We start from the raw sequence: 16,563 nt of genomic DNA on the forward strand, positions 1-16,563 counted from the left end.
GGCCTATATGCATCTCAATTCAGAAGATCGCGCCGTTCTGGATCACATCGCGCGTGACGGCGGCCAGATCGTCGACCGCGCCGTGGACTGGTGCGCGACGAACTCCGGCAGCCGGCACCTGGCGGGCTTGGAACGTCAGAGGCAAATCCTGCTCGACGCCGCTGCGCGCCTGCCGGCAGCCCCGATCGACGTGCCGCTGTCGCCCTCGCGCGAAGTCGCCGCCGATGGCCGCGAGACCGAGTTCGCCCATCCGCCGTCGCTGGCCGTCGTGGTCCGTCCCGAGGCCCCGGTCCAGGTCGTGCTGACTGGCCACTACGACACCGTCTATCCCGAGACGAGCCCGTTCCAGCGGGTCCGCACCCGCCCCGACGGCGCGCTGCACGGTCCCGGCATCGCCGACATGAAGGGCGGCATCTCGGTCATGCTGGCGGCGCTGGAAGGGTTCGAACGCTCGCCTGACGCCGCGAACGTCGGCTACCGCGTGCTGCTGTCGCCGGACGAGGAGATCGGCTCGATCGCCTCGGGCCCGGTGCTGGCCGACTTCGCCCGGCGCGGCCATGTGGGCCTGACCTACGAGCCGGCCCTCGCCGACGGGGCCCTGGCCTCGGCGCGCAAGGGCTCGGGCAATTTCCACATCGTCATCCATGGCCGCGCGGCCCATGCCGGCCGCGACTTCGCCGCCGGCCGCAACGCGGTGATCGGCGCGGCCCGCGTGGCCGAGAAGCTGCACGGCCTGAACGGCCTGCGCGACGGCGTCACCGTCAATGTCTCGCGCATCGACGGCGGCGCGCCGCTGAACATGGTGCCGGACGTGGCGGTGGTGCGCTTCAATGTCCGCTTCCCGGAAGCCGAAGCCGCCGCCTGGTTCGAGGGCGAGGTCGCGCGGATCGTGTCCGAGATCGGCGACGATTTGCACGCCCACCTGCACGGCCTGATCACCCGCGGCGCCAAGCCCTTCAACGCCGCCCAGCAGCGCCTGTTCGGGGCGGTGAAGGACGTTGGCGCGCTACTGGGCCAGGACATCGCCTGGAAGCCGTCCGGCGGGGTCTGCGAGGGCAACAACCTGTTCGCCTCGGGCCTGCCGAACGTCGACACCCTGGGCGTGCGGGGCGGCGACATCCACAGCGAGGCCGAGCACGCCTTTCCCGAAAGCTTCGTCGAGCGCGCCCAGCTCTCGGCCCTGATCCTGATGAAACTGGCCAGCGGCGAGATCGACGCCCGCGCCATCCGCGCAGCCATGGAGTTGACCTGAATGCTCGTCGTCCGTCCCGCCGGTTCCGCCGACTTCGACGCCCTGATGGAACTGGCCGTGCTGTCGGGGCGCGGCTTCACCAGCCTGCCTGAGGATGAGCCGACCCTGCGCGCGCGCCTGGCCCTGTCGGAAGCCAGCTTCCAGGCCAATGTCGCCCCGCCCGAGGCCTGGTACACCCTGATGCTGGAGGACCTGGAGACCAACGACGTCGTCGGCGTCGCCGGGGTCAAGGCGGGGGTGGGGCTCAAGCGCCCGCACTTCTCGTTCCGGGTCGTCACCCTGGCCCAGTCGTCGCCGACCCTGGAGAAGCGCTTCGACCACCGGGCCCTGGTGCTGGTCAACGAGTGCGCCGGCTGGTCGGAGGTCGGCTCGCTGTTCCTGCGGCCCGAACGCCGCAAGGGCGGGGCGGGGCGGCTCTTGGCCCAGTCGCGCTACATGCTGATCGGCCTGGAGCCCCAGCGCTTCGCCGAGATGGTGCTGGCCGAGCTGCGGGGCTGGTTTGACGAGGACGGCGGCTGTCCGTTCTGGGACCACGTGGCCAGCAAGTTCTTCCGCCTGGAGTTCGACGAGGCCGACATGATGAGCGCCTCGACCGACGGCCAGTTCATCCTGGACCTGGCGCCGCGCCATCCGATCTATGCCGAGCTGCTGCCGGAGCAGGCCAGCGCGGTGCTGGGCCGCGTCCACCGCGAAGGCGAGGCGGCGCGGGCCATGCTGGAGACCGAGGGCTTCCGCTACCAGGGCCTGATCGACATCTTCGACGCCGGGCCGACGGTCGCCGCGCGCCGCGATGACATCAAGACGGTGCGCGAGGCGCGGGCCTTGCGCGTGAAGATCGGCGAGGACGCCTTTGGCGAGGAGGCCCTGGTCTCCACCGGCGCCGTGGCCCGCTTCCGGGCCGTGCGCGCGCCGGTGCTGATCGACGGCGAGGCGGCGATCCTGGGCCGCGATGCGGCGCAGGCTCTGGGCGTGGGTGAAGGCGACATGGTGCGGGTGAAGGCATGAGCGGGCTCTATATCGACGGCAAGTGGCGCTCGGGGCAGGGCGCGGAACTGGTCTCGACCGATCCGGCGACTGGCGAGGTCGTCTGGCGTGAGGCCACCGCGACGCCGGCCGACGTCGCCGAGGCCGTGGCCGCCGCGCACCGCGCCTTTCCCGCCTGGGCCGACCAGCCGCGCGAGGAGCGGATCGCCGTCCTGCGCCGCTACAAGGAGATCCTTGTCGAGCGCACCGATGCCTTCGCGCAGGCTCTGAGCCGCGAGACCGGCAAGGCGCTGTGGGAGACCAAGGCCGAGCTGGGGTCGATGGCCGGCAAGGTCGATCTGTCGATCAAGGCCTATGACGAGCGCACCGGCGTCACCGAGACCGCCATGCCGTTCGGCCGCGCCGTGCTGCGCCACCGGGCCCATGGCGTCATGGCGGTGCTGGGGCCGTTCAACTTCCCCGGCCACCTGCCCAACGGCCACATCGTGCCGGCCCTGCTGGCGGGCGACACGGTGGTGTTCAAGCCCTCGGAAGAGACGCCCCTGGCGGGCCAGCTGATGGCCGAAGCGCTGGAGGCGGCGGGCGTGCCGGCGGGCGTCGTCAACCTCGTCCAGGGCGGCCGCGAGACCGGCCAGGCGCTGATCAACCAGCCGATCGATGGCCTGCTGTTTACCGGCTCGGCCACGGCCGGGACCTTCTTCCGCCGCCACTTCGCCGACCGGCCCGACGTGATCCTGGCCCTGGAGCTGGGCGGCAACAATCCGCTGGTGGTCTGGGACGCCGATGACGCCGAGGCGGTCGCGGCCCTGGTCGTGCAGTCGGCCTTCATCACCACCGGCCAGCGCTGCTCGTGCGCGCGGCGGCTGATCGTGCCGGACGACGCTTTCGGGCGGAAGGTGATCGAGGCGACGGCAGGCCTCGCCGAGCGTCTCTCGATCGGCGCCTGGAACGGCGAGGGCGAGGCCTTCATGGGCCCGCTGATCTCGGCCCGCGCCGCCCAGGCCGCCCGCGCCGTGGCCGACACGATGGGCGGGGACCGCATCCGCTCCTTGGGCTCGGTCGAGGGGCTGAGTGAGGCCTTTGTCACGCCCGGCCTGGTCGATGTCACCGGCGTCGACACCCCTGACGAGGAGCTGTTCGCGCCGTGGCTGCAGGTGCGTCGCGTGGCCACTTTCGATGATGCGCTGAAGAGTGCAAACGCCACGCGCTACGGTCTGTCGGCCGGGCTTATCTCCGCTGAGTCAAAGCGTTGGGACCAGTTCCTGAACCGCATCCGCGCGGGCGTGGTGAACTGGAACCGGCCCACCACGGGCGCGGCGGGCTCGATGCCGTTCGGCGGGCTCGGGGCTTCGGGCAACCATCGGCCCAGCGCCTACTACGCCGCCGACTACTGCGCCTATCCGGTGGCCAGCTTCGAGGCCGGGGCGGTGCTCGACACCTCCAAGGACATCAAGGGTCTGCGCGGATGACTGGCGCGGTCGAGGCCAATTGCGACGGCCTGGTCGGGCCGACGCACAGCTATGTCGGCCTGTCGCCCGGCAACCTGGCCAGCCAGAAGAACGCCGGCGAGGTCTCCAACCCGCGCGGCGCGGCGCTCGAGGGCCTCGGCAAGATGCGCCGGCTGTCGGATCTGGGCGTGCCGCAGTTCGTACTGCCGCCGCACGAGCGTCCGGCTGTAGGCCTGCTGAAGTCGCTGGGCTTCTCGGGCTCGGAAGAGGCGGTGATCGAGGCCGCCTGGAAGGACGCGCCGGCCTTGGCCGCCGCCGCCTGCTCGGCTTCGCCGATGTGGGCCGCCAACGCCGCGACCGTGACGCCCAGCGCCGATACGGCCGACGGCCGCGTGCACTTCACGCCGGCCAACCTGCTGACCAATCTGCACCGCAGCCTGGAGGGGCCGCAGACGACGCGCGTTCTGCGCCGCCTGTTTTCGGACGCGGCGCGCTTTTCCGTCCACGACCCGCTGCCGGCCCAGCCGCACTTCGCCGACGAAGGCGCGGCCAATCACGTCCGGCTCTGCGCCGACCACGGGGCGTCGGGGGTGAACCTGTTCGTCTGGGGCCGAGAGGCCTGGGCGCACTGGGACGGCAAGTTCCCGGCTCGCCAGACCCGCGAAGCCTTCGAGGCCATCCAGCGTCGCCATGGCGCGGCGCGGGCCGTGTTTCCCCAGCAAGGCAAGGCGGCGATCGAGGGCGGGGCGTTCCACAACGACGTGGTCTGCGTCGGCACGCGCGACTGCCTGTTCTTCCACGAGCGCGCCTTCGAGGATCGCGCCGGGATGGAGCGCCAGGTCCGCGCCGCCGCCGCCGACCTGTTCGAGCCGGCCTTCGTCGAGGTGTCGGAAGCCGACCTGCCGATGGCCGATCTGGTGGCCAGCTACCTGTTCAATTCGCAGCTGCTGGTCGTGCCGGGCGAGGACCGCCTGGTGCTGCTGGCCCCGGCCGAGACGCGCGACAACCCGCGCGCCTTCGCCGTCGCCGAGAGCCTGGCCTCGTCCAACGGCCCGATCGGCCGCGTCGAATATGTCGATGTCCGCCAGAGCATGCGCAACGGCGGCGGGCCGGCCTGCCTGCGCCTGCGGGTGGTGCTGACCGACGCCGAGCTAGAGGCGACCAATCCCGCCCAGCGCTTCACGCCGGGCCTGCACACGACCCTGGCCGACTGGGTCACGCGCCGCTATCGCGACCGCCTGGCGCCGGCCGACCTGGCCGATCCGCTGCTGCTGACCGAGAGCCGCGAGGCGCTGGACGAGCTGAGCCAGATCCTCGACCTTGGCGGTGACTTCTATCCGTTCCAGAGGGGCGCGTGAGTTTCACGATCCGACCCGCTGCGCCGGCGGACCGCGGCGCCATCGTCGCCGTGCACCAGGCCGCCGCCACGACGCCCGGGAACCTGGCCCGCGCGCCGGAGGAGGTGACGCCGGCCTATGGCGACTACGCAATCGCCAGTGACATCTGCCTGGTCGCGGTCGAAGCGGACGGGACCGTGGTCGGCGAGATCCACGCCAAGCGCGAGACCATCGCCTTGTTCGCCCATGTGCTGGGCGGGCTGACGGTGGCGGTGCATCCGAACGCCCAAGGCCAGGGTATCGGCTCGAAGCTGTTCGAAGCCCTGATCGACTGGGCGCGAGCGGCGCAGCCGGAGATCCTGCGCATCGAGCTGGCGGCGGGCGCGGGCAATCCCGGCGCGGTGCGGCTCTATGAGCGGCTGGGCTTCAAGCACGAGGGCCGACAGGTCGCACGCGGCCGGCTGCCGGACGGCCGGTTCGAGGACGACATCCTGATGGGGTTGCTGCTCTAGCCGCGCAGCGCGGCCAGGGCCTCGGGGAAGCGCCGCGACAGCGGGACTTCGAGATCGCCCAGTTCCACGGCGTAGTCGCCTGAGCCCTCGGGCTTGAGCCCCGTGACGCGGGCCTTGTTGACCAGCCAGGACTTGTGGGTGCGAACGAAGCCGTGCGGGGCCAGGCCTTCCAGCACCGCGCTCAGCGACGAGCGGGTCAGCGGGCGGCGGCCGTCGGCCAAGACGAACTCGGCATAGTTGCCGGCCGAGCGCACGGCCAGGATCTCGACCACCGGCACGCGGATCAGCCGGGCGCCGTCCTGGATGTCGAAGGTGGCGGGCGGGGCAGGGGCATAGGCTTCGGCCGGCTTCTGGGCGCTGCGGCGCAGGGCCAGCCAGTAGATGATCGTCGCCAGGCCGTACGACATCATGTCCTTGCGGAACTCGTACGGGAACTCGGTCGACAGCGGCCCGAAATCGTAGCCCTCGTGCAGGAGGACGGCGTGGCCCAGCTTGCGCAGGACCACGAAGCCCGAGACGTGCAGCACCGAATAGACGAACACCGCGACCATGTGCGCCGGGACGGCGACCCACCAGCGCGGCTGGCTCCGCACCATCCAGAAGGCCATGGCCGCCGGGATGCCGAAGATCACCAGGGTGACCAGCGCGCTGCTGCCCTCCCAGATCGACGGCGCGATGACGCCCAGCCGGGGCGCGTCGTGCTGGATGGTCAGGACGTTGACCACCGAGATCGCGCTGATCAGGCAGGCCCCCAGCAGCCAGGCCCGGCCCAGCCACAAGCGCTCCTCGCCGGTCATCCCGAAAGCGCCGCCGCTCGTCCCTGAAGCTTTTCCGGTCGTCCCAGCCAGCGACCGCTGATCCCCGGACGCTTGGCCGGCTTGGGCGTCGTGCGGCAGGTCCTTGGCGTCGCTCTTCACCCCGGACGCCTCTTCATGACCACGACCTCACCACCCCTGGACCGGCGCTATGACCTCGACTGGATTCGGGTCGGCGCGTTCTTCCTGCTGATCCTCTACCACACCGGCATGTTCTACGTGCCGTGGGATTGGCACGTGAAGACACCGTATCCGGTCGAGGCGCTGGAGCCCTTCATGCTGATGACCAATCCGTGGCGGCTGACGCTGCTGTTCCTGGTCTCGGGCGCGGCGACGCGGTTCACGGCCGACAAGGTCAGCGTCGGGAAACTGACCACGGCGCGGATCGCGCGCCTGCTGCCCCCTCTGATCTTCGCCATGTTCGTGATCGTGCCGCCGCAGTCCTACTACCAGATCGTGGAATATATCGCGGCCCATCCGGGCACGCCGCTGACCGTCGACAACTTCTGGGTCCGTTACGCCACGGCCTCGGGCCACTGGTGCGGGGCGGATGGGAACTGCCTGATCACTCCGACCTGGAACCACATGTGGTTCGTGGCCTATCTCTTTGTCTATACGATGGTTCTGGCCGCCATGCTGCTGGTTTGGAAGAAAGCTGGCGAGCACATGCAGAAGGCCGCCGAAGGGCTGCTGAAGGGCGTTGGCCTGTTCGTCTGGCCAGTGCTGTTCCTAGGGATGTTGCGCGCCACCCTCTACGCCAAGTTCGGCGAGACCCATGCCCTGGTCGACGACCCCTATGTCCACGCCGTTTCGTTCAGCGCCTTCCTGCTAGGTTTCGGCCTGGCCAAGTCTGAGGTGCTGCGCGATCGCCTGACTGCGGTGCGCTGGCCAGCCCTGGTCCTGGCCGTCGCCGCCTGGGCGGTCTGGTCGTGGATGGTGTGGACCTACTGGCGTCATGACGGCCTGCCGCAGCCGTCGCCGCTGGTGGGCTTGGCGGGTCGCTTCGTCTTCGCGATCCAGGGCTGGTGCGCCATCGTCGCCATCCTGGGCTTCGGGGCCAAGCACCTGAGCACCAGGGGCGGCCCCGTGCTGCGCTACCTGACCCTGGGCGTCTTCCCGTTCTATCTGGTGCACCAGACCCTGATCGTGGTCATGGCCCATCACTTGGCCAAGCTTCACCTGCCCCTGGCCCTGGAAGGCGCGATCCTGGTCGTGGCCACCTTCGCCGGCTGCTTTGCGACCTACGAGATCGTGCGACGCATCCCCGGCGTGCGGATCCTGTTCGGCCTGAAAGGTCAGCCCGCCGAGGCGGTCGCCAAACGTCCGCCGGCCTTCGCATAGGCCTGGGTGCCGCGCGTGATCACGGTGTCGCCGGGAACGATCTCGGCGACACCGATGTCGCTGGCGCCGGCCATGCGATCGTAGATCGCGCCGAAGTCACGCAGCGTGACCTCCTGCAGGGTCTGGATCGAGTCGATCACGAAATAGACCTGCTGGAAGTCGTCGATCCGGTAGTTCGTCCGCATCACCCGCTCCAGGTCGAAACCGATGCGGTTGGGCGAAAGATCGTCCAGGGCGAAGATCGACTCCGTGCGCGACGAGACGATGCCGGCCCCGTAGATGCGCAGGCCCGCAGGCGTGTTCATCAGGCCAAACTCCACCGTGTACCAGTAGAGACGGGCCAGGTTCTTCAGGCGGCCCAGGCCCAGCGCCCGCTGCCCGCCTTGGCCATAGGCCTGCATGTAGTCGGCGAAGGTCGGGTCAGTCAGCATCGGCACGTGGCCGAAGACATCGTGGAAGATGTCCGGCTCCTGCAGATAGTCCAGCTCGTGCGGCTTGCGGATGAACTGGCCGGCCGGGAAGCGGCGATTGGCCAAGTGGTCGAAGAACACGTCGTCGGGCACCAGGCCTGGCACGGCGACCACGCTCCAGCCGGTCAGGCGCTGGAGCTCCTCGTTGATGCGGTGGAAGTCGGGGATGCCCGTACGGTGCAGGTCCAGCGCGTCGAGGCCGCGCAGGAACGCGTCGCAGGCGCGGCCATGCAGCATCTGCGCCTGGCGCTCGTACAGGGTGATCCAGACGTCGTGCTCGGCCTGGGAATAGGCTTCCCAGCCCTGATCGATCGTCCAGTCGGGGCGAGCGCCCGGGGGCGGCCCGTTGCTAAAACCATCTCCGCTCATGCGATGACGCTACGCCCCGAACTCGGTAAAAACTGTTCGGAGTTTGCGTCAAAAACGCGGTTCGGCGGAGAGATGTTCTATCTAGTGCGAGATCCGGGGGCGAAGCTTGTACAGCCCGTGATCGAAGGACTCGAAGATCACCGCCGTCTGCGGGTGCCCGACCGGCTCGCCGCTGTCGTCGGGCAGCAGGTTCTGCTCGGACACATAGGCGACGTAGCTGTTGTCGTCGTTCTCGGCCAGCAGGTGGTAGAACGGCTGGTCCTTGGTCGGCCGGATATCCTCGGGGATGGACTGCCACCATTCCTCGGTATTGGCGAACACCGGGTCGACGTCGAACACCACGCCCCGGAACGGGAAGATGCGGTGCCGGACGACCTGGCCGATCGCGAATTTGGCGAGTCGAGAGTTCATGGCGTTAAGGATAGCAGGCCCACCTGACTGAATCCTGAACGGTTCGCCGTCCGAACCCGGATGACAAGCGGGCGCCTTCCTGCAGGCGAGCAGCGTGCTATGGTCGACTCGAAGTGAGGCCCGCAACCGTTCGCGAGGCCTGCGAGACAGGTAGAGACCATGTCGGAGGCGCCGCGCGCGCCCGGCGCTGCCCCGCAAGGCCGGCGTCGGCGGTCTCAGGACGAGTCGGTCGCGTGCTACGCGGCGCTGGACCTGGGGACCAACAATTGCCGCCTTCTGGTGGCCACGCCCACGCCGCGCGGATTCCGCGTCGTCGAGGCCTATTCCCGCATCGTGCGCCTGGGCGAGGGTCTGTCGCAGACCGGCGAACTGTCGGACGCGGCCATGGAGCGCTCGCTGGCGGCCCTGAAGGTCTGCGCCGAGAAGATCCGCCGCCGCAAGGCGATCCGCGTGAAGGCCGTGGCCACCCAGGCCTGCCGGGGCGCGACCAATGGTCCCGACTTCGTGCGCCGGGTGCACGAGGAGACCGGCCTCAAGCTGCAGATCATCAGCCCGCGGGAGGAAGCCCAGCTGTCGGTCGCCGGATGCATGAGCCTGTTCGACCGCGAGCAGGACGCGGCCCTGGTGGTCGATGTCGGCGGCGGCTCGACCGAGTTGTCGTGGGTGGACCTGAAGGGCGGGGGCCTGGACGCCAAGCCGCGCCAGTTCGCCGCCTGGAAGCTGCCGATCAAGGCCTGGCTGTCGATCCCGGTGGGCGTTGTCACCCTGGCCGAACGTTTCCCCGAGGGTGAGCGCGCCGACGAGGGCTGGTTCCGGGCCATGGTCGAGGACGTCAAGGCGCGGATCGAGGCCTTCCCGCACGCCGAGCCGATGCGCGAGATCTTCGCCGAGGGCAGGGCGCATCTGGTCGGCACTTCGGGCGCGATCACCAGCCTGGCCGGCCTGCACCTGGGCCTGCCGCGCTATGATCGCAACGTCGTCGACGGCCTCTGGATGGACCGCACCGACTGCGAAGCCGCGTCCGAACGCCTGCAGGGCCTGACCGCCGCCGAGCGGGCGCAGGAGCCGTGCATCGGGGCCGATCGCGCCGATCTGGTCCTGGCCGGCGCGGCGATCCTGCAGGCCGTGCAGGAGCTGTGGCCATGTTCGCGCGTGCGTGTCGCCGACCGAGGGCTTAGAGAGGGGCTCCTGATGTCCCTGATGTCCGAACAGCAGAAGCGCCCGCGTCGGCGCCGTCGCGGCGGCTCATCCAAGAAACCGGTAGCCGCATGAGCGATGAAGAACCGCCCCGCAAGCGTATGGTCAAGCCGCCGGCCGGTGGCAACGAGGGCGGCCGCGCCAAGCCCGCGCGCCTGAAGACCGCCTATGGCCGCACGCCCAGCCAGCAGGCCTGGCTGGAGCGCCAGATCAACGACCCGTTCTCGGCCAAGGCTCGCGCCTTGGGCTATCGCAGCCGCGCGGCCTTCAAGATCAGTGAGATCGACGACAAGTTTCGCTTCTTCCACAAGGGCGCGAAGGTCATCGACCTGGGCTGCGCGCCCGGCGGCTGGCTGCAGATCGCCGTCGAGCGCGGCGTGACTCAGCTGGCCGGCATCGACCTCTTGCCCGTCGACCCGGTCGCCCCGGCCCACCTGCTGGAGATGGACTTCACCGCCGACGACGCGCCGGCCCAGCTCCTGGAGCTGCTGGACGGCCCGCCGGATGTCGTGCTGTCGGACATGGCCCCCAACACCGTCGGCCACCGCGAGACCGACCACCTTCGCATCGTCGGCCTGATCGAGATCGCCGCCGAGTTCGCCATCGACGTCCTCAAGCCCGGCGGCGCCTTCGTCGCCAAGGCCTTCCAGGGCGGCGAGACGGCCGAGGTCATCGCCCGGCTGAAGAAGCACTTCGAAAAGGTCCAGCACTACAAGCCCAAGGCCAGCCGGGCGGACAGCTCGGAAGTCTTCCTGGTCGCGACGGGGTTCAAGGGGCGGCGGGACTAGAGGAGGCCAGTCATGTCGCGCGCTCCGTCGAGGATGCGAACGATCGAAATGTGGTCCGCTTCCACCCGGTACAGGACCAGATAGCGACTGTACGGTGCGCGCCTTACGCCTTGGTTCTCGCGGCCTTCCGCGAACTGATAGGCGTGCGGCTGCTTAGCGAGCATCGTGCACGCGACGCGCAGGCCCAGAGCAATCTTTTGCGCGGCTATCGGGCGATCCTTCGAAATCCAAGCCGCGATCGTGCGCAAATCGCGCCGAGCCCGCTCGGAGAAGATCACGTTCATTCCTCGGCGAAGCCGGCGGGCCGGGCCAGCAGCAGGTCGAGTTCGGCCTCGACCTCGGCGAAGGCCTCTTCCATCGAGACTATCCGGCCGGCTTCGATATCGGCCAAGCCCTCATCGATTGCGGCATGGAATGCCGCCAGTTTGGCCTCGCGATCCTGCAACAGCCGCACGCCCTGGCGGAGCACCTCGATCCTCGATCCGTACCGACCCGTTTCGATCAGCGCGACGACGGCGGCCTCCAGCTCCGGATCGAGATCAACGCTGATTGCCATCGATGTTCTCCTTTTGATCCAATATCCGCCATCGGCTCTGGATCGGCAAGCATCTCTCGCCAGACATCGCCCTTGAAAAATACATCTCCATTTCGCACCTGCGGCGGGTCGACAACCGCCCCCCTCGCGGCTACATACGCGCCGCAAAATGGAGACTCCGATGGAGATTCGCGAAGGGCTTACCTTCGACGACGTTTTGCTCGAACCCGGCCCGTCCGACGTCATGCCTACCCAGGTGACGACCGAGACCCGGTTCACGCGTGAAATCAGTCTGAACATTCCGCTCGTGTCCGCCGCCATGGACACGGTGACCGAAAGCCGCCTGGCCATCGCGATGGCGCAAGCCGGCGGCCTGGGCATCCTGCACCGCAACCTCACCAACGAGGAGCAGGCCGACCAGGTGCGCGAGGTCAAGCGCTACGAAAGCGGCATGGTCATCAATCCGCTGACGATCCATCCCGACACCACCCTGGCCGAGATCCGCGAGATCACGGCCCGTCGCAAGATCTCGGGTTTCCCGGTGGTCGAGCGCGGCTCGGGCAAGCTGGTCGGCATCGTCACCAACCGCGACATGCGCTTCGAGGGCGACGCCAACGTCCCGGCCTCGGCGATCATGACCCGCGAGAACCTGATCACCGTCAACGAGGGCGTGGATCAGGCCGAAGCTCGCGAACTGCTGCGCAAGCACAAGATCGAGCGCCTGATCGTGGTCGACGAAGGCTATCACGCCGTCGGCCTGATCACGGTGAAGGACATCGAGAAAGCCCAGGCTCACCCCCTGGCCGCCAAGGACGACAAGGGCCGGCTGCTGGTCGGCGCGGCCTCGACCGTCGGCGACGCCGGCTTCGAGCGTTCGATGGGTCTGGTGGACGCCGGCGTCGACGTCGTCGTCATCGACACCGCCCACGGCCACTCCAGCCAGGTCGCGCAAGCGGTCTCGCGCCTGAAGCGCGAAGCCAACCGCGTCCAGATCGTGGCCGGCAACATCGCCACCTACGACGCCGCCCGCGCCCTGATCGACGCCGGCGCCGACGCGGTGAAGGTCGGCATCGGCCCGGGCTCGATCTGCACCACCCGCATCGTTGCGGGCGTGGGCGTGCCGCAGCTGACCGCGATCATCGAAGCTGTCCGCGCTGGTCGCGAGAGCAACACCCCGATCATCGCCGACGGCGGCATCAAGTACTCGGGCGACCTGGCCAAGGCCATCGCGGCCGGGGCCTCGACCGCCATGATGGGCTCGATGTTCGCCGGCACCGAAGAGGCGCCGGGCGAGGTGTTCCTATACCAGGGCCGCTCGTACAAGAGCTATCGCGGCATGGGCTCGGTGGGCGCCATGGCCCGCGGTTCGGCCGACCGCTACTTCCAGAAGGAAGTCACGGACAACTTCAAGCTCGTGCCGGAAGGCATCGAGGGCCAGACCCCGTTCAAGGGCCCGATCTCGCCGGTGCTGCACCAGCTGGTCGGCGGCCTGCGCGCGGCCATGGGCTATGTGGGCGCGCCGACGATCCCCGAGCTGCAGAAGCGCGCCAAGTTCGTCCGCATCACGGGCGCGGGCCTGCGGGAAAGCCACGTCCACGACGTGATGATCACGCGCGAAGCTCCCAACTATCCGAGCGCGGTCTAGCCGATGCGGATGGCCTTCGAGCTGCAGATGCTGGCGGCGGCGGTCCTGATCGGGATCGTCCACCTGTTGTGGGCGGCCGCGGCCGCCCAGCCTCAGCGCGGCTTGAAGTGGAATACGGGGCCCCGCGACGAGCCGGTCGTGCTGACCGGCGTCGCGGGGCGCCTGGAACGCGCCTTCGCCAACTTCCGCGAGACGTTTCCGTTCTTCGCGGTGCTGGTGATCGTGGACTACCTGGGCGGTCGCATGGGCGAGCTCACCTCGCTCGGCGCGCTGATCTATGTGGCGGCCCGCGCCGTCTACATCCCGCTCTATGCCTATGGCGTGCCCTATGTGCGCAGCTTGACCTGGGTCGCCTCGATGGTCGGGATCTTGATGTTGCTCGCGGCCCTGGTGGTCTGATGCGCGACGGCGGACGGGTTTCAGCAGCGATCGAGGTTCTGACCGAGATCGAGGCGCGGCATTTTCCGGTGAAGATGGCGCTGAAGCGCTGGGGCGAGGCCGCGCGCTACGCCGGCTCCAAGGACCGCGCCTTCGTGTCGGGTCTCGTCCTGGACGCCCTGCGTCGCAAGCGCTCGCTGGGCTGGATGATGGGCGACACCAGCGCGCGTGGCGTCGTGCTGGGCGTCTTGGCCTTCACCTGGAACTGGACGCCGGATCGGGTTTCTGAAGCCGCCTCGGAGGAGCACGGTTTCGGCGCCTTGACCGACGCCGAGCGCGAGCGCCTGGCTAGCCCGGTCTCGCTGGACACCGCCCCGGCGCCGGTCGCCGGCGACTATCCCGATTGGCTGGAAGAGCGGCTTATCCGCGTTTTCGGCGCCGACCAGACGGTCGAGATGCAGGCGCTGTCCGAACGCGCCCCGGTCGACCTGCGGGTCAACACCCTGAAGACCGACGCCGAGCGCGCCGCCAAGGCCCTGGCCCCGATCCACGCCGCGCCGGCGGGGATCCTGCCCAACGCCTTCCGCATCCCTGCTCCGGCCGCCGCCGACCGCACGCCGTCGGTCGAGGCCGTGCCGGCCTTCTCCAAGGGCTGGTTCGAGGTCCAGGACCTGGGCTCGCAGATCGCCGCCGCCGTGGCCGGCGAGGTCAAGGGCAAGCAGGTGTTGGACTTCTGCGCCGGCGGGGGCGGCAAGACGCTCGCCTTGGCCGCCGCCATGGGCAACACCGGCCAGATCTTCGCCCACGACAGCGACGCCCGTCGCCTGGCCGACACCATTCGGCGCGGCCAGAGGGCAGGGGTCCGCAACCTGCAGATTCGCTCGCCGATCGAGGCCACGCCGCTGAAGGGCCTGGAAGGCAAGATCGACGTCGTCTTCGTCGACGCCCCCTGCACCGGCGCCGGCACCTGGCGCCGCCATCCGGACGCCAAGTGGCGACTGTCGCCTGACCAGCTGGCCAAGCGCCAAATCGAACAGGACAGCGTGCTGGAGGACGCCTCGACCTTCGTGAAGGCCGGCGGTCGCATGGTCTATGTCACCTGTTCGCTGCTGGTCGACGAGAACGAGGACCGGGTCACCGGCTTCCTCGAGCGCCACCCCGAATTCACCGTGAAGCCGATCGCCCTGGACGGCGTCACGCACGTGACCCCCGAAGGCTATCTGCGCCTGACCCCGCATCGCGCCGGAACGGATGGCTTCTTCGCCGCCGTGCTGGAGCGATCCACCTACACGCCCTGACCGACGCACTGACCGCTGGAGACCTGCCATGACCACTGAAACCGAACACCAGCGCGTCCTGATCGTCGACTTCGGCAGCCAGGTGACCCAGCTGATCGCGCGCCGGGTGCGCGAGGCCGGCGTCTATTGCGAGATCCATCCGTTCGACAAGGCCGAAGACCTCGTCGACACCTACAAGCCCTCGGCGATCATCCTGTCGGGCGGCCCGGCCAGCGTGCTCGAGGACGACAGCCCCCGCATCGGCCGCAAGCTGTTCGACCTGGGCCTGCCGATGCTGGCCATCTGCTACGGCCAGCAACTGCTGTGCGACGTGCTGGGCGGCAAGGTCGAGGGCGGCCACGCCGGTGAGTTCGGCCGCGCCGAGCTGACTATCGGGAAGACCAGCCCGCTGTTCGAAGGCCTGGCCGGCGTCGGCGAGCTGGAAACCGTTTGGATGAGCCATGGCGACCGCGTCACCGCCATCCCGGACGGCTTCGAGGTCGTCGCTACCTCGACCGGCGCGCCGTTCGCGGCCATCGCCAATGACGCCAAGAAGATCTACGCCGTCCAGTTCCACCCCGAGGTGGTCCACACCGTCAACGGCAGCAAGATCTACAAGAACTTCCTGACCCTGGCGGGCCTGAAGGGCGACTGGACGATGGCGGCCTTCCGCCAGGAGATGGTCCAGAAGATCCGCGACCAGGTCGGGACCGGCAAGGTGATCTGCGGCCTGTCGGGCGGCGTCGACAGCTCGGTGGCCGCCGTCCTGATCCATGAGGCGATCGGCGACCAACTGACCTGCGTGTTCGTCGACACAGGTCTTCTTCGCAAGAACGAAGCCGATCAGGTCGTCACCCTGTTCCGCGACCACTACAACATCCCGCTGGTCCATGTGGACGCTGGCGACATGTTCCTGGGCGAGCTGGCCGGCGTCAGCGACCCGGAGACCAAGCGCAAGACCATCGGCCGCCTGTTCATCGACGTCTTCGACAAGGAAGCCGCCAAGATCGACGGCGCGCAGTTCCTGGCCCAGGGCACGCTGTATCCCGACGTCGTCGAGAGCGTCTCGGCCCGCGGCGGCCCCTCGGCGGTGATCAAGAGCCACCACAATGTCGGCGGCCTGCCGGACTACATGAAGCTGAAGCTGGTCGAGCCGCTGCGCGAGCTCTTCAAGGACGAGGTCCGCGCCCTGGGCGTCGAACTGGGCCTGGCCCCGGCCTTCGTCGGCCGCCACCCGTTCCCCGGCCCGGGCCTGGCCATCCGCATCCCGGGCGAGATCACGCCCGAGAAGGTCAAGGTCCTGCAGGACGCCGACGCCATCTATCTGGAAGAGATCCGCAACGCCGGTCTCTACGACCAGATCTGGCAGGCCTTCGCCGTGCTGCTGCCGGTGAAGACCGTCGGCGTGATGGGCGACGCCCGCACCTACGAGAACGTCCTGGCTTTGCGCGCGGTCACCTCGACCGACGGCATGACCGCCGACTTCTTCGAATTCCCCTGGCCGATCCTGGGCAAGACCGCCACGCGCATCATCAACGAGGTGCGCGGCGTCAACCGGGTCGTCTACGACGTGACCAGCAAGCCGCCCGGCACGATCGAGTGGGAGTGAGATTGCGGTTGTAAAACAACACTCGGCGTCGCTCAACGTCGCGCCGCTTAAGTCCCATGATTTTGCGTGTTTATGCAGGACTGAAGCCAGTAAGCGCGCTGCCCGAGGGTATGTAAACTGGCGCCTGGGCGGACGGCGGCGGGCTGCGGTGAAGTCCGGCTCATGGCGCCACCGAGACCGCGCGGGCAACCTGCA

Annotated in this window: 17 protein-coding genes; 12 read left to right on the top strand and 5 right to left on the bottom strand. The window is 68.9% G+C overall.

Features of this window, described 5'->3' with window-relative positions; translation table 11 throughout:
- The first annotated feature begins 7 nt into the window (after positions 1–7).
- From AC1RR5_RS06480 to AC1RR5_RS06500, 5 genes are read left to right on the top strand one after another with little or no spacing between them, the layout of a single operon-like run.
- Positions 8–1,252, top strand: a complete 1,245-nt coding sequence (locus AC1RR5_RS06480; protein WP_492920325.1) for a hydrolase — start codon at positions 8–10, stop codon at positions 1,250–1,252.
- A complete protein-coding gene (locus tag AC1RR5_RS06485) occupies positions 1,253–2,257 on the top strand; it encodes an arginine N-succinyltransferase (protein ID WP_492920326.1) in 1,005 nt (334 codons plus the stop codon).
- The gene (gene astD / locus AC1RR5_RS06490) at positions 2,254–3,705 is read left to right on the top strand and encodes a succinylglutamate-semialdehyde dehydrogenase (protein ID WP_492920328.1); all 1,452 of its coding nucleotides are present in this window, start codon (positions 2,254–2,256) and stop codon (positions 3,703–3,705) included. Before AC1RR5_RS06485 ends, astD begins: the two co-directional genes overlap by 4 nt.
- Complete coding sequence (gene astB, locus AC1RR5_RS06495; protein ID WP_492920330.1) at positions 3,702–5,042, top strand: N-succinylarginine dihydrolase; 1,341 nt, start codon at positions 3,702–3,704, stop codon at positions 5,040–5,042. Before astD ends, astB begins: the two co-directional genes overlap by 4 nt.
- Positions 5,039–5,533 (top strand): GNAT family N-acetyltransferase, encoded by a 495-nt coding sequence (locus AC1RR5_RS06500; protein WP_492920331.1) that lies wholly within the window; start codon positions 5,039–5,041, stop codon positions 5,531–5,533. The genes astB and AC1RR5_RS06500 overlap by 4 nt, the downstream gene beginning before the upstream one ends.
- Here the strand turns inward: AC1RR5_RS06500 and AC1RR5_RS06505 are convergent.
- Positions 5,530–6,450: a LytTR family DNA-binding domain-containing protein gene (locus tag AC1RR5_RS06505; protein WP_492920332.1), complete on the bottom strand. Its 921-nt coding sequence runs from the start codon at positions 6,448–6,450 to the stop codon at positions 5,530–5,532. The two genes, AC1RR5_RS06500 and AC1RR5_RS06505, sit on opposite strands and share 4 nt — an antisense overlap.
- Positions 6,451–6,465: 15 nt before the next feature.
- On the opposite strand from AC1RR5_RS06505, the gene AC1RR5_RS06510 reads away from it, so the two are divergent.
- Positions 6,466–7,689 carry an acyltransferase family protein gene (locus AC1RR5_RS06510; RefSeq protein ID WP_492920333.1) on the top strand — a complete coding sequence of 408 codons (1,224 nt, stop codon included), beginning with the start codon at positions 6,466–6,468 and terminating at the stop codon, positions 7,687–7,689.
- Here AC1RR5_RS06510 and phhA read toward each other — a convergent pair.
- Entirely contained in the window at positions 7,644–8,528 is an 885-nt protein-coding gene (gene phhA / locus AC1RR5_RS06515) for a phenylalanine 4-monooxygenase (protein WP_492920334.1), read from the bottom strand. The two genes, AC1RR5_RS06510 and phhA, sit on opposite strands and share 46 nt — an antisense overlap.
- Before the next feature lie 81 nt (positions 8,529–8,609).
- Positions 8,610–8,939 (bottom strand): heat shock protein HspQ, encoded by a 330-nt coding sequence (gene hspQ, locus AC1RR5_RS06520; protein WP_291873144.1) that lies wholly within the window; start codon positions 8,937–8,939, stop codon positions 8,610–8,612.
- 159 nt (positions 8,940–9,098) lie between these two features.
- Between hspQ and AC1RR5_RS06525 the strand changes: the two genes are divergently transcribed.
- A complete protein-coding gene (locus tag AC1RR5_RS06525; RefSeq protein WP_492920335.1) occupies positions 9,099–10,211 on the top strand; it encodes a Ppx/GppA phosphatase family protein in 1,113 nt (370 codons plus the stop codon).
- The gene (locus AC1RR5_RS06530) at positions 10,208–10,924 is read left to right on the top strand and encodes an RlmE family RNA methyltransferase (protein WP_492920337.1); all 717 of its coding nucleotides are present in this window, start codon (positions 10,208–10,210) and stop codon (positions 10,922–10,924) included. Before AC1RR5_RS06525 ends, AC1RR5_RS06530 begins: the two co-directional genes overlap by 4 nt.
- Here the strand turns inward: AC1RR5_RS06530 and AC1RR5_RS06535 are convergent.
- Together AC1RR5_RS06535 and AC1RR5_RS06540 are read right to left on the bottom strand one after the other, a co-directional pair.
- The gene (locus AC1RR5_RS06535) at positions 10,921–11,208 is read right to left on the bottom strand and encodes a type II toxin-antitoxin system RelE/ParE family toxin (protein WP_492920339.1); all 288 of its coding nucleotides are present in this window, start codon (positions 11,206–11,208) and stop codon (positions 10,921–10,923) included. The two genes, AC1RR5_RS06530 and AC1RR5_RS06535, sit on opposite strands and share 4 nt — an antisense overlap.
- On the bottom strand, positions 11,205–11,480 hold the full coding sequence (locus AC1RR5_RS06540; protein WP_492920340.1) for a type II toxin-antitoxin system ParD family antitoxin: 276 nt from the start codon (positions 11,478–11,480) through the stop codon (positions 11,205–11,207). Before AC1RR5_RS06540 ends, AC1RR5_RS06535 begins: the two co-directional genes overlap by 4 nt.
- A 160-nt stretch (positions 11,481–11,640) precedes the next feature.
- Here AC1RR5_RS06540 and guaB point away from each other — a divergent pair, with 160 nt between their 5' ends.
- The 4 genes from guaB to guaA are packed head-to-tail and all read left to right on the top strand — an operon-like array spanning position 11,641 to position 16,368.
- Positions 11,641–13,104, top strand: coding sequence for an IMP dehydrogenase (guaB, locus tag AC1RR5_RS06545; protein ID WP_492920342.1), 1,464 nt, complete (start codon positions 11,641–11,643; stop codon positions 13,102–13,104).
- Positions 13,105–13,107: 3 nt separating this feature from the next.
- Positions 13,108–13,503: an MAPEG family protein gene (locus tag AC1RR5_RS06550; RefSeq protein WP_492920344.1), complete on the top strand. Its 396-nt coding sequence runs from the start codon at positions 13,108–13,110 to the stop codon at positions 13,501–13,503.
- Positions 13,503–14,780, top strand: coding sequence for an RsmB/NOP family class I SAM-dependent RNA methyltransferase (locus AC1RR5_RS06555; protein ID WP_492920346.1), 1,278 nt, complete (start codon positions 13,503–13,505; stop codon positions 14,778–14,780). Before AC1RR5_RS06550 ends, AC1RR5_RS06555 begins: the two co-directional genes overlap by 1 nt.
- 28 nt (positions 14,781–14,808) lie before the next feature.
- Positions 14,809–16,368, top strand: coding sequence for a glutamine-hydrolyzing GMP synthase (gene guaA, locus AC1RR5_RS06560; RefSeq protein ID WP_492920347.1), 1,560 nt, complete (start codon positions 14,809–14,811; stop codon positions 16,366–16,368).
- Positions 16,369–16,563 lie beyond the last annotated feature (195 nt).

The sequence above is a fragment of the Caulobacter sp. GW821-FHT11E11 genome (assembly GCF_058808315.1).

What these genes read in the sequence shown, in the direction of transcription:
- AC1RR5_RS06480 (WP_492920325.1), top strand. Translation starts at nt 8, where the DNA reads ATGCATCTCAATTCAGAAGATCGCGCCGTTCTGGATCACATCGCGCGT.
- AC1RR5_RS06485 (WP_492920326.1), top strand. Translation starts at nt 1,253, where the DNA reads ATGCTCGTCGTCCGTCCCGCCGGTTCCGCCGACTTCGACGCCCTGATG.
- astD (WP_492920328.1), top strand. Translation starts at nt 2,254, where the DNA reads ATGAGCGGGCTCTATATCGACGGCAAGTGGCGCTCGGGGCAGGGCGCG.
- astB (WP_492920330.1), top strand. Translation starts at nt 3,702, where the DNA reads ATGACTGGCGCGGTCGAGGCCAATTGCGACGGCCTGGTCGGGCCGACG.
- AC1RR5_RS06510 (WP_492920333.1), top strand. Translation starts at nt 6,466, where the DNA reads ATGACCACGACCTCACCACCCCTGGACCGGCGCTATGACCTCGACTGG.
- phhA (WP_492920334.1), bottom strand. Translation starts at nt 8,528, where the DNA reads ATGAGCGGAGATGGTTTTAGCAACGGGCCGCCCCCGGGCGCTCGCCCC.
- hspQ (WP_291873144.1), bottom strand. Translation starts at nt 8,939, where the DNA reads ATGAACTCTCGACTCGCCAAATTCGCGATCGGCCAGGTCGTCCGGCAC.
- AC1RR5_RS06525 (WP_492920335.1), top strand. Translation starts at nt 9,099, where the DNA reads ATGTCGGAGGCGCCGCGCGCGCCCGGCGCTGCCCCGCAAGGCCGGCGT.
- AC1RR5_RS06530 (WP_492920337.1), top strand. Translation starts at nt 10,208, where the DNA reads ATGAGCGATGAAGAACCGCCCCGCAAGCGTATGGTCAAGCCGCCGGCC.
- AC1RR5_RS06535 (WP_492920339.1), bottom strand. Translation starts at nt 11,208, where the DNA reads ATGAACGTGATCTTCTCCGAGCGGGCTCGGCGCGATTTGCGCACGATC.
- AC1RR5_RS06540 (WP_492920340.1), bottom strand. Translation starts at nt 11,480, where the DNA reads ATGGCAATCAGCGTTGATCTCGATCCGGAGCTGGAGGCCGCCGTCGTC.
- guaB (WP_492920342.1), top strand. Translation starts at nt 11,641, where the DNA reads ATGGAGATTCGCGAAGGGCTTACCTTCGACGACGTTTTGCTCGAACCC.
- AC1RR5_RS06550 (WP_492920344.1), top strand. Translation starts at nt 13,108, where the DNA reads ATGCGGATGGCCTTCGAGCTGCAGATGCTGGCGGCGGCGGTCCTGATC.
- AC1RR5_RS06555 (WP_492920346.1), top strand. Translation starts at nt 13,503, where the DNA reads ATGCGCGACGGCGGACGGGTTTCAGCAGCGATCGAGGTTCTGACCGAG.
- guaA (WP_492920347.1), top strand. Translation starts at nt 14,809, where the DNA reads ATGACCACTGAAACCGAACACCAGCGCGTCCTGATCGTCGACTTCGGC.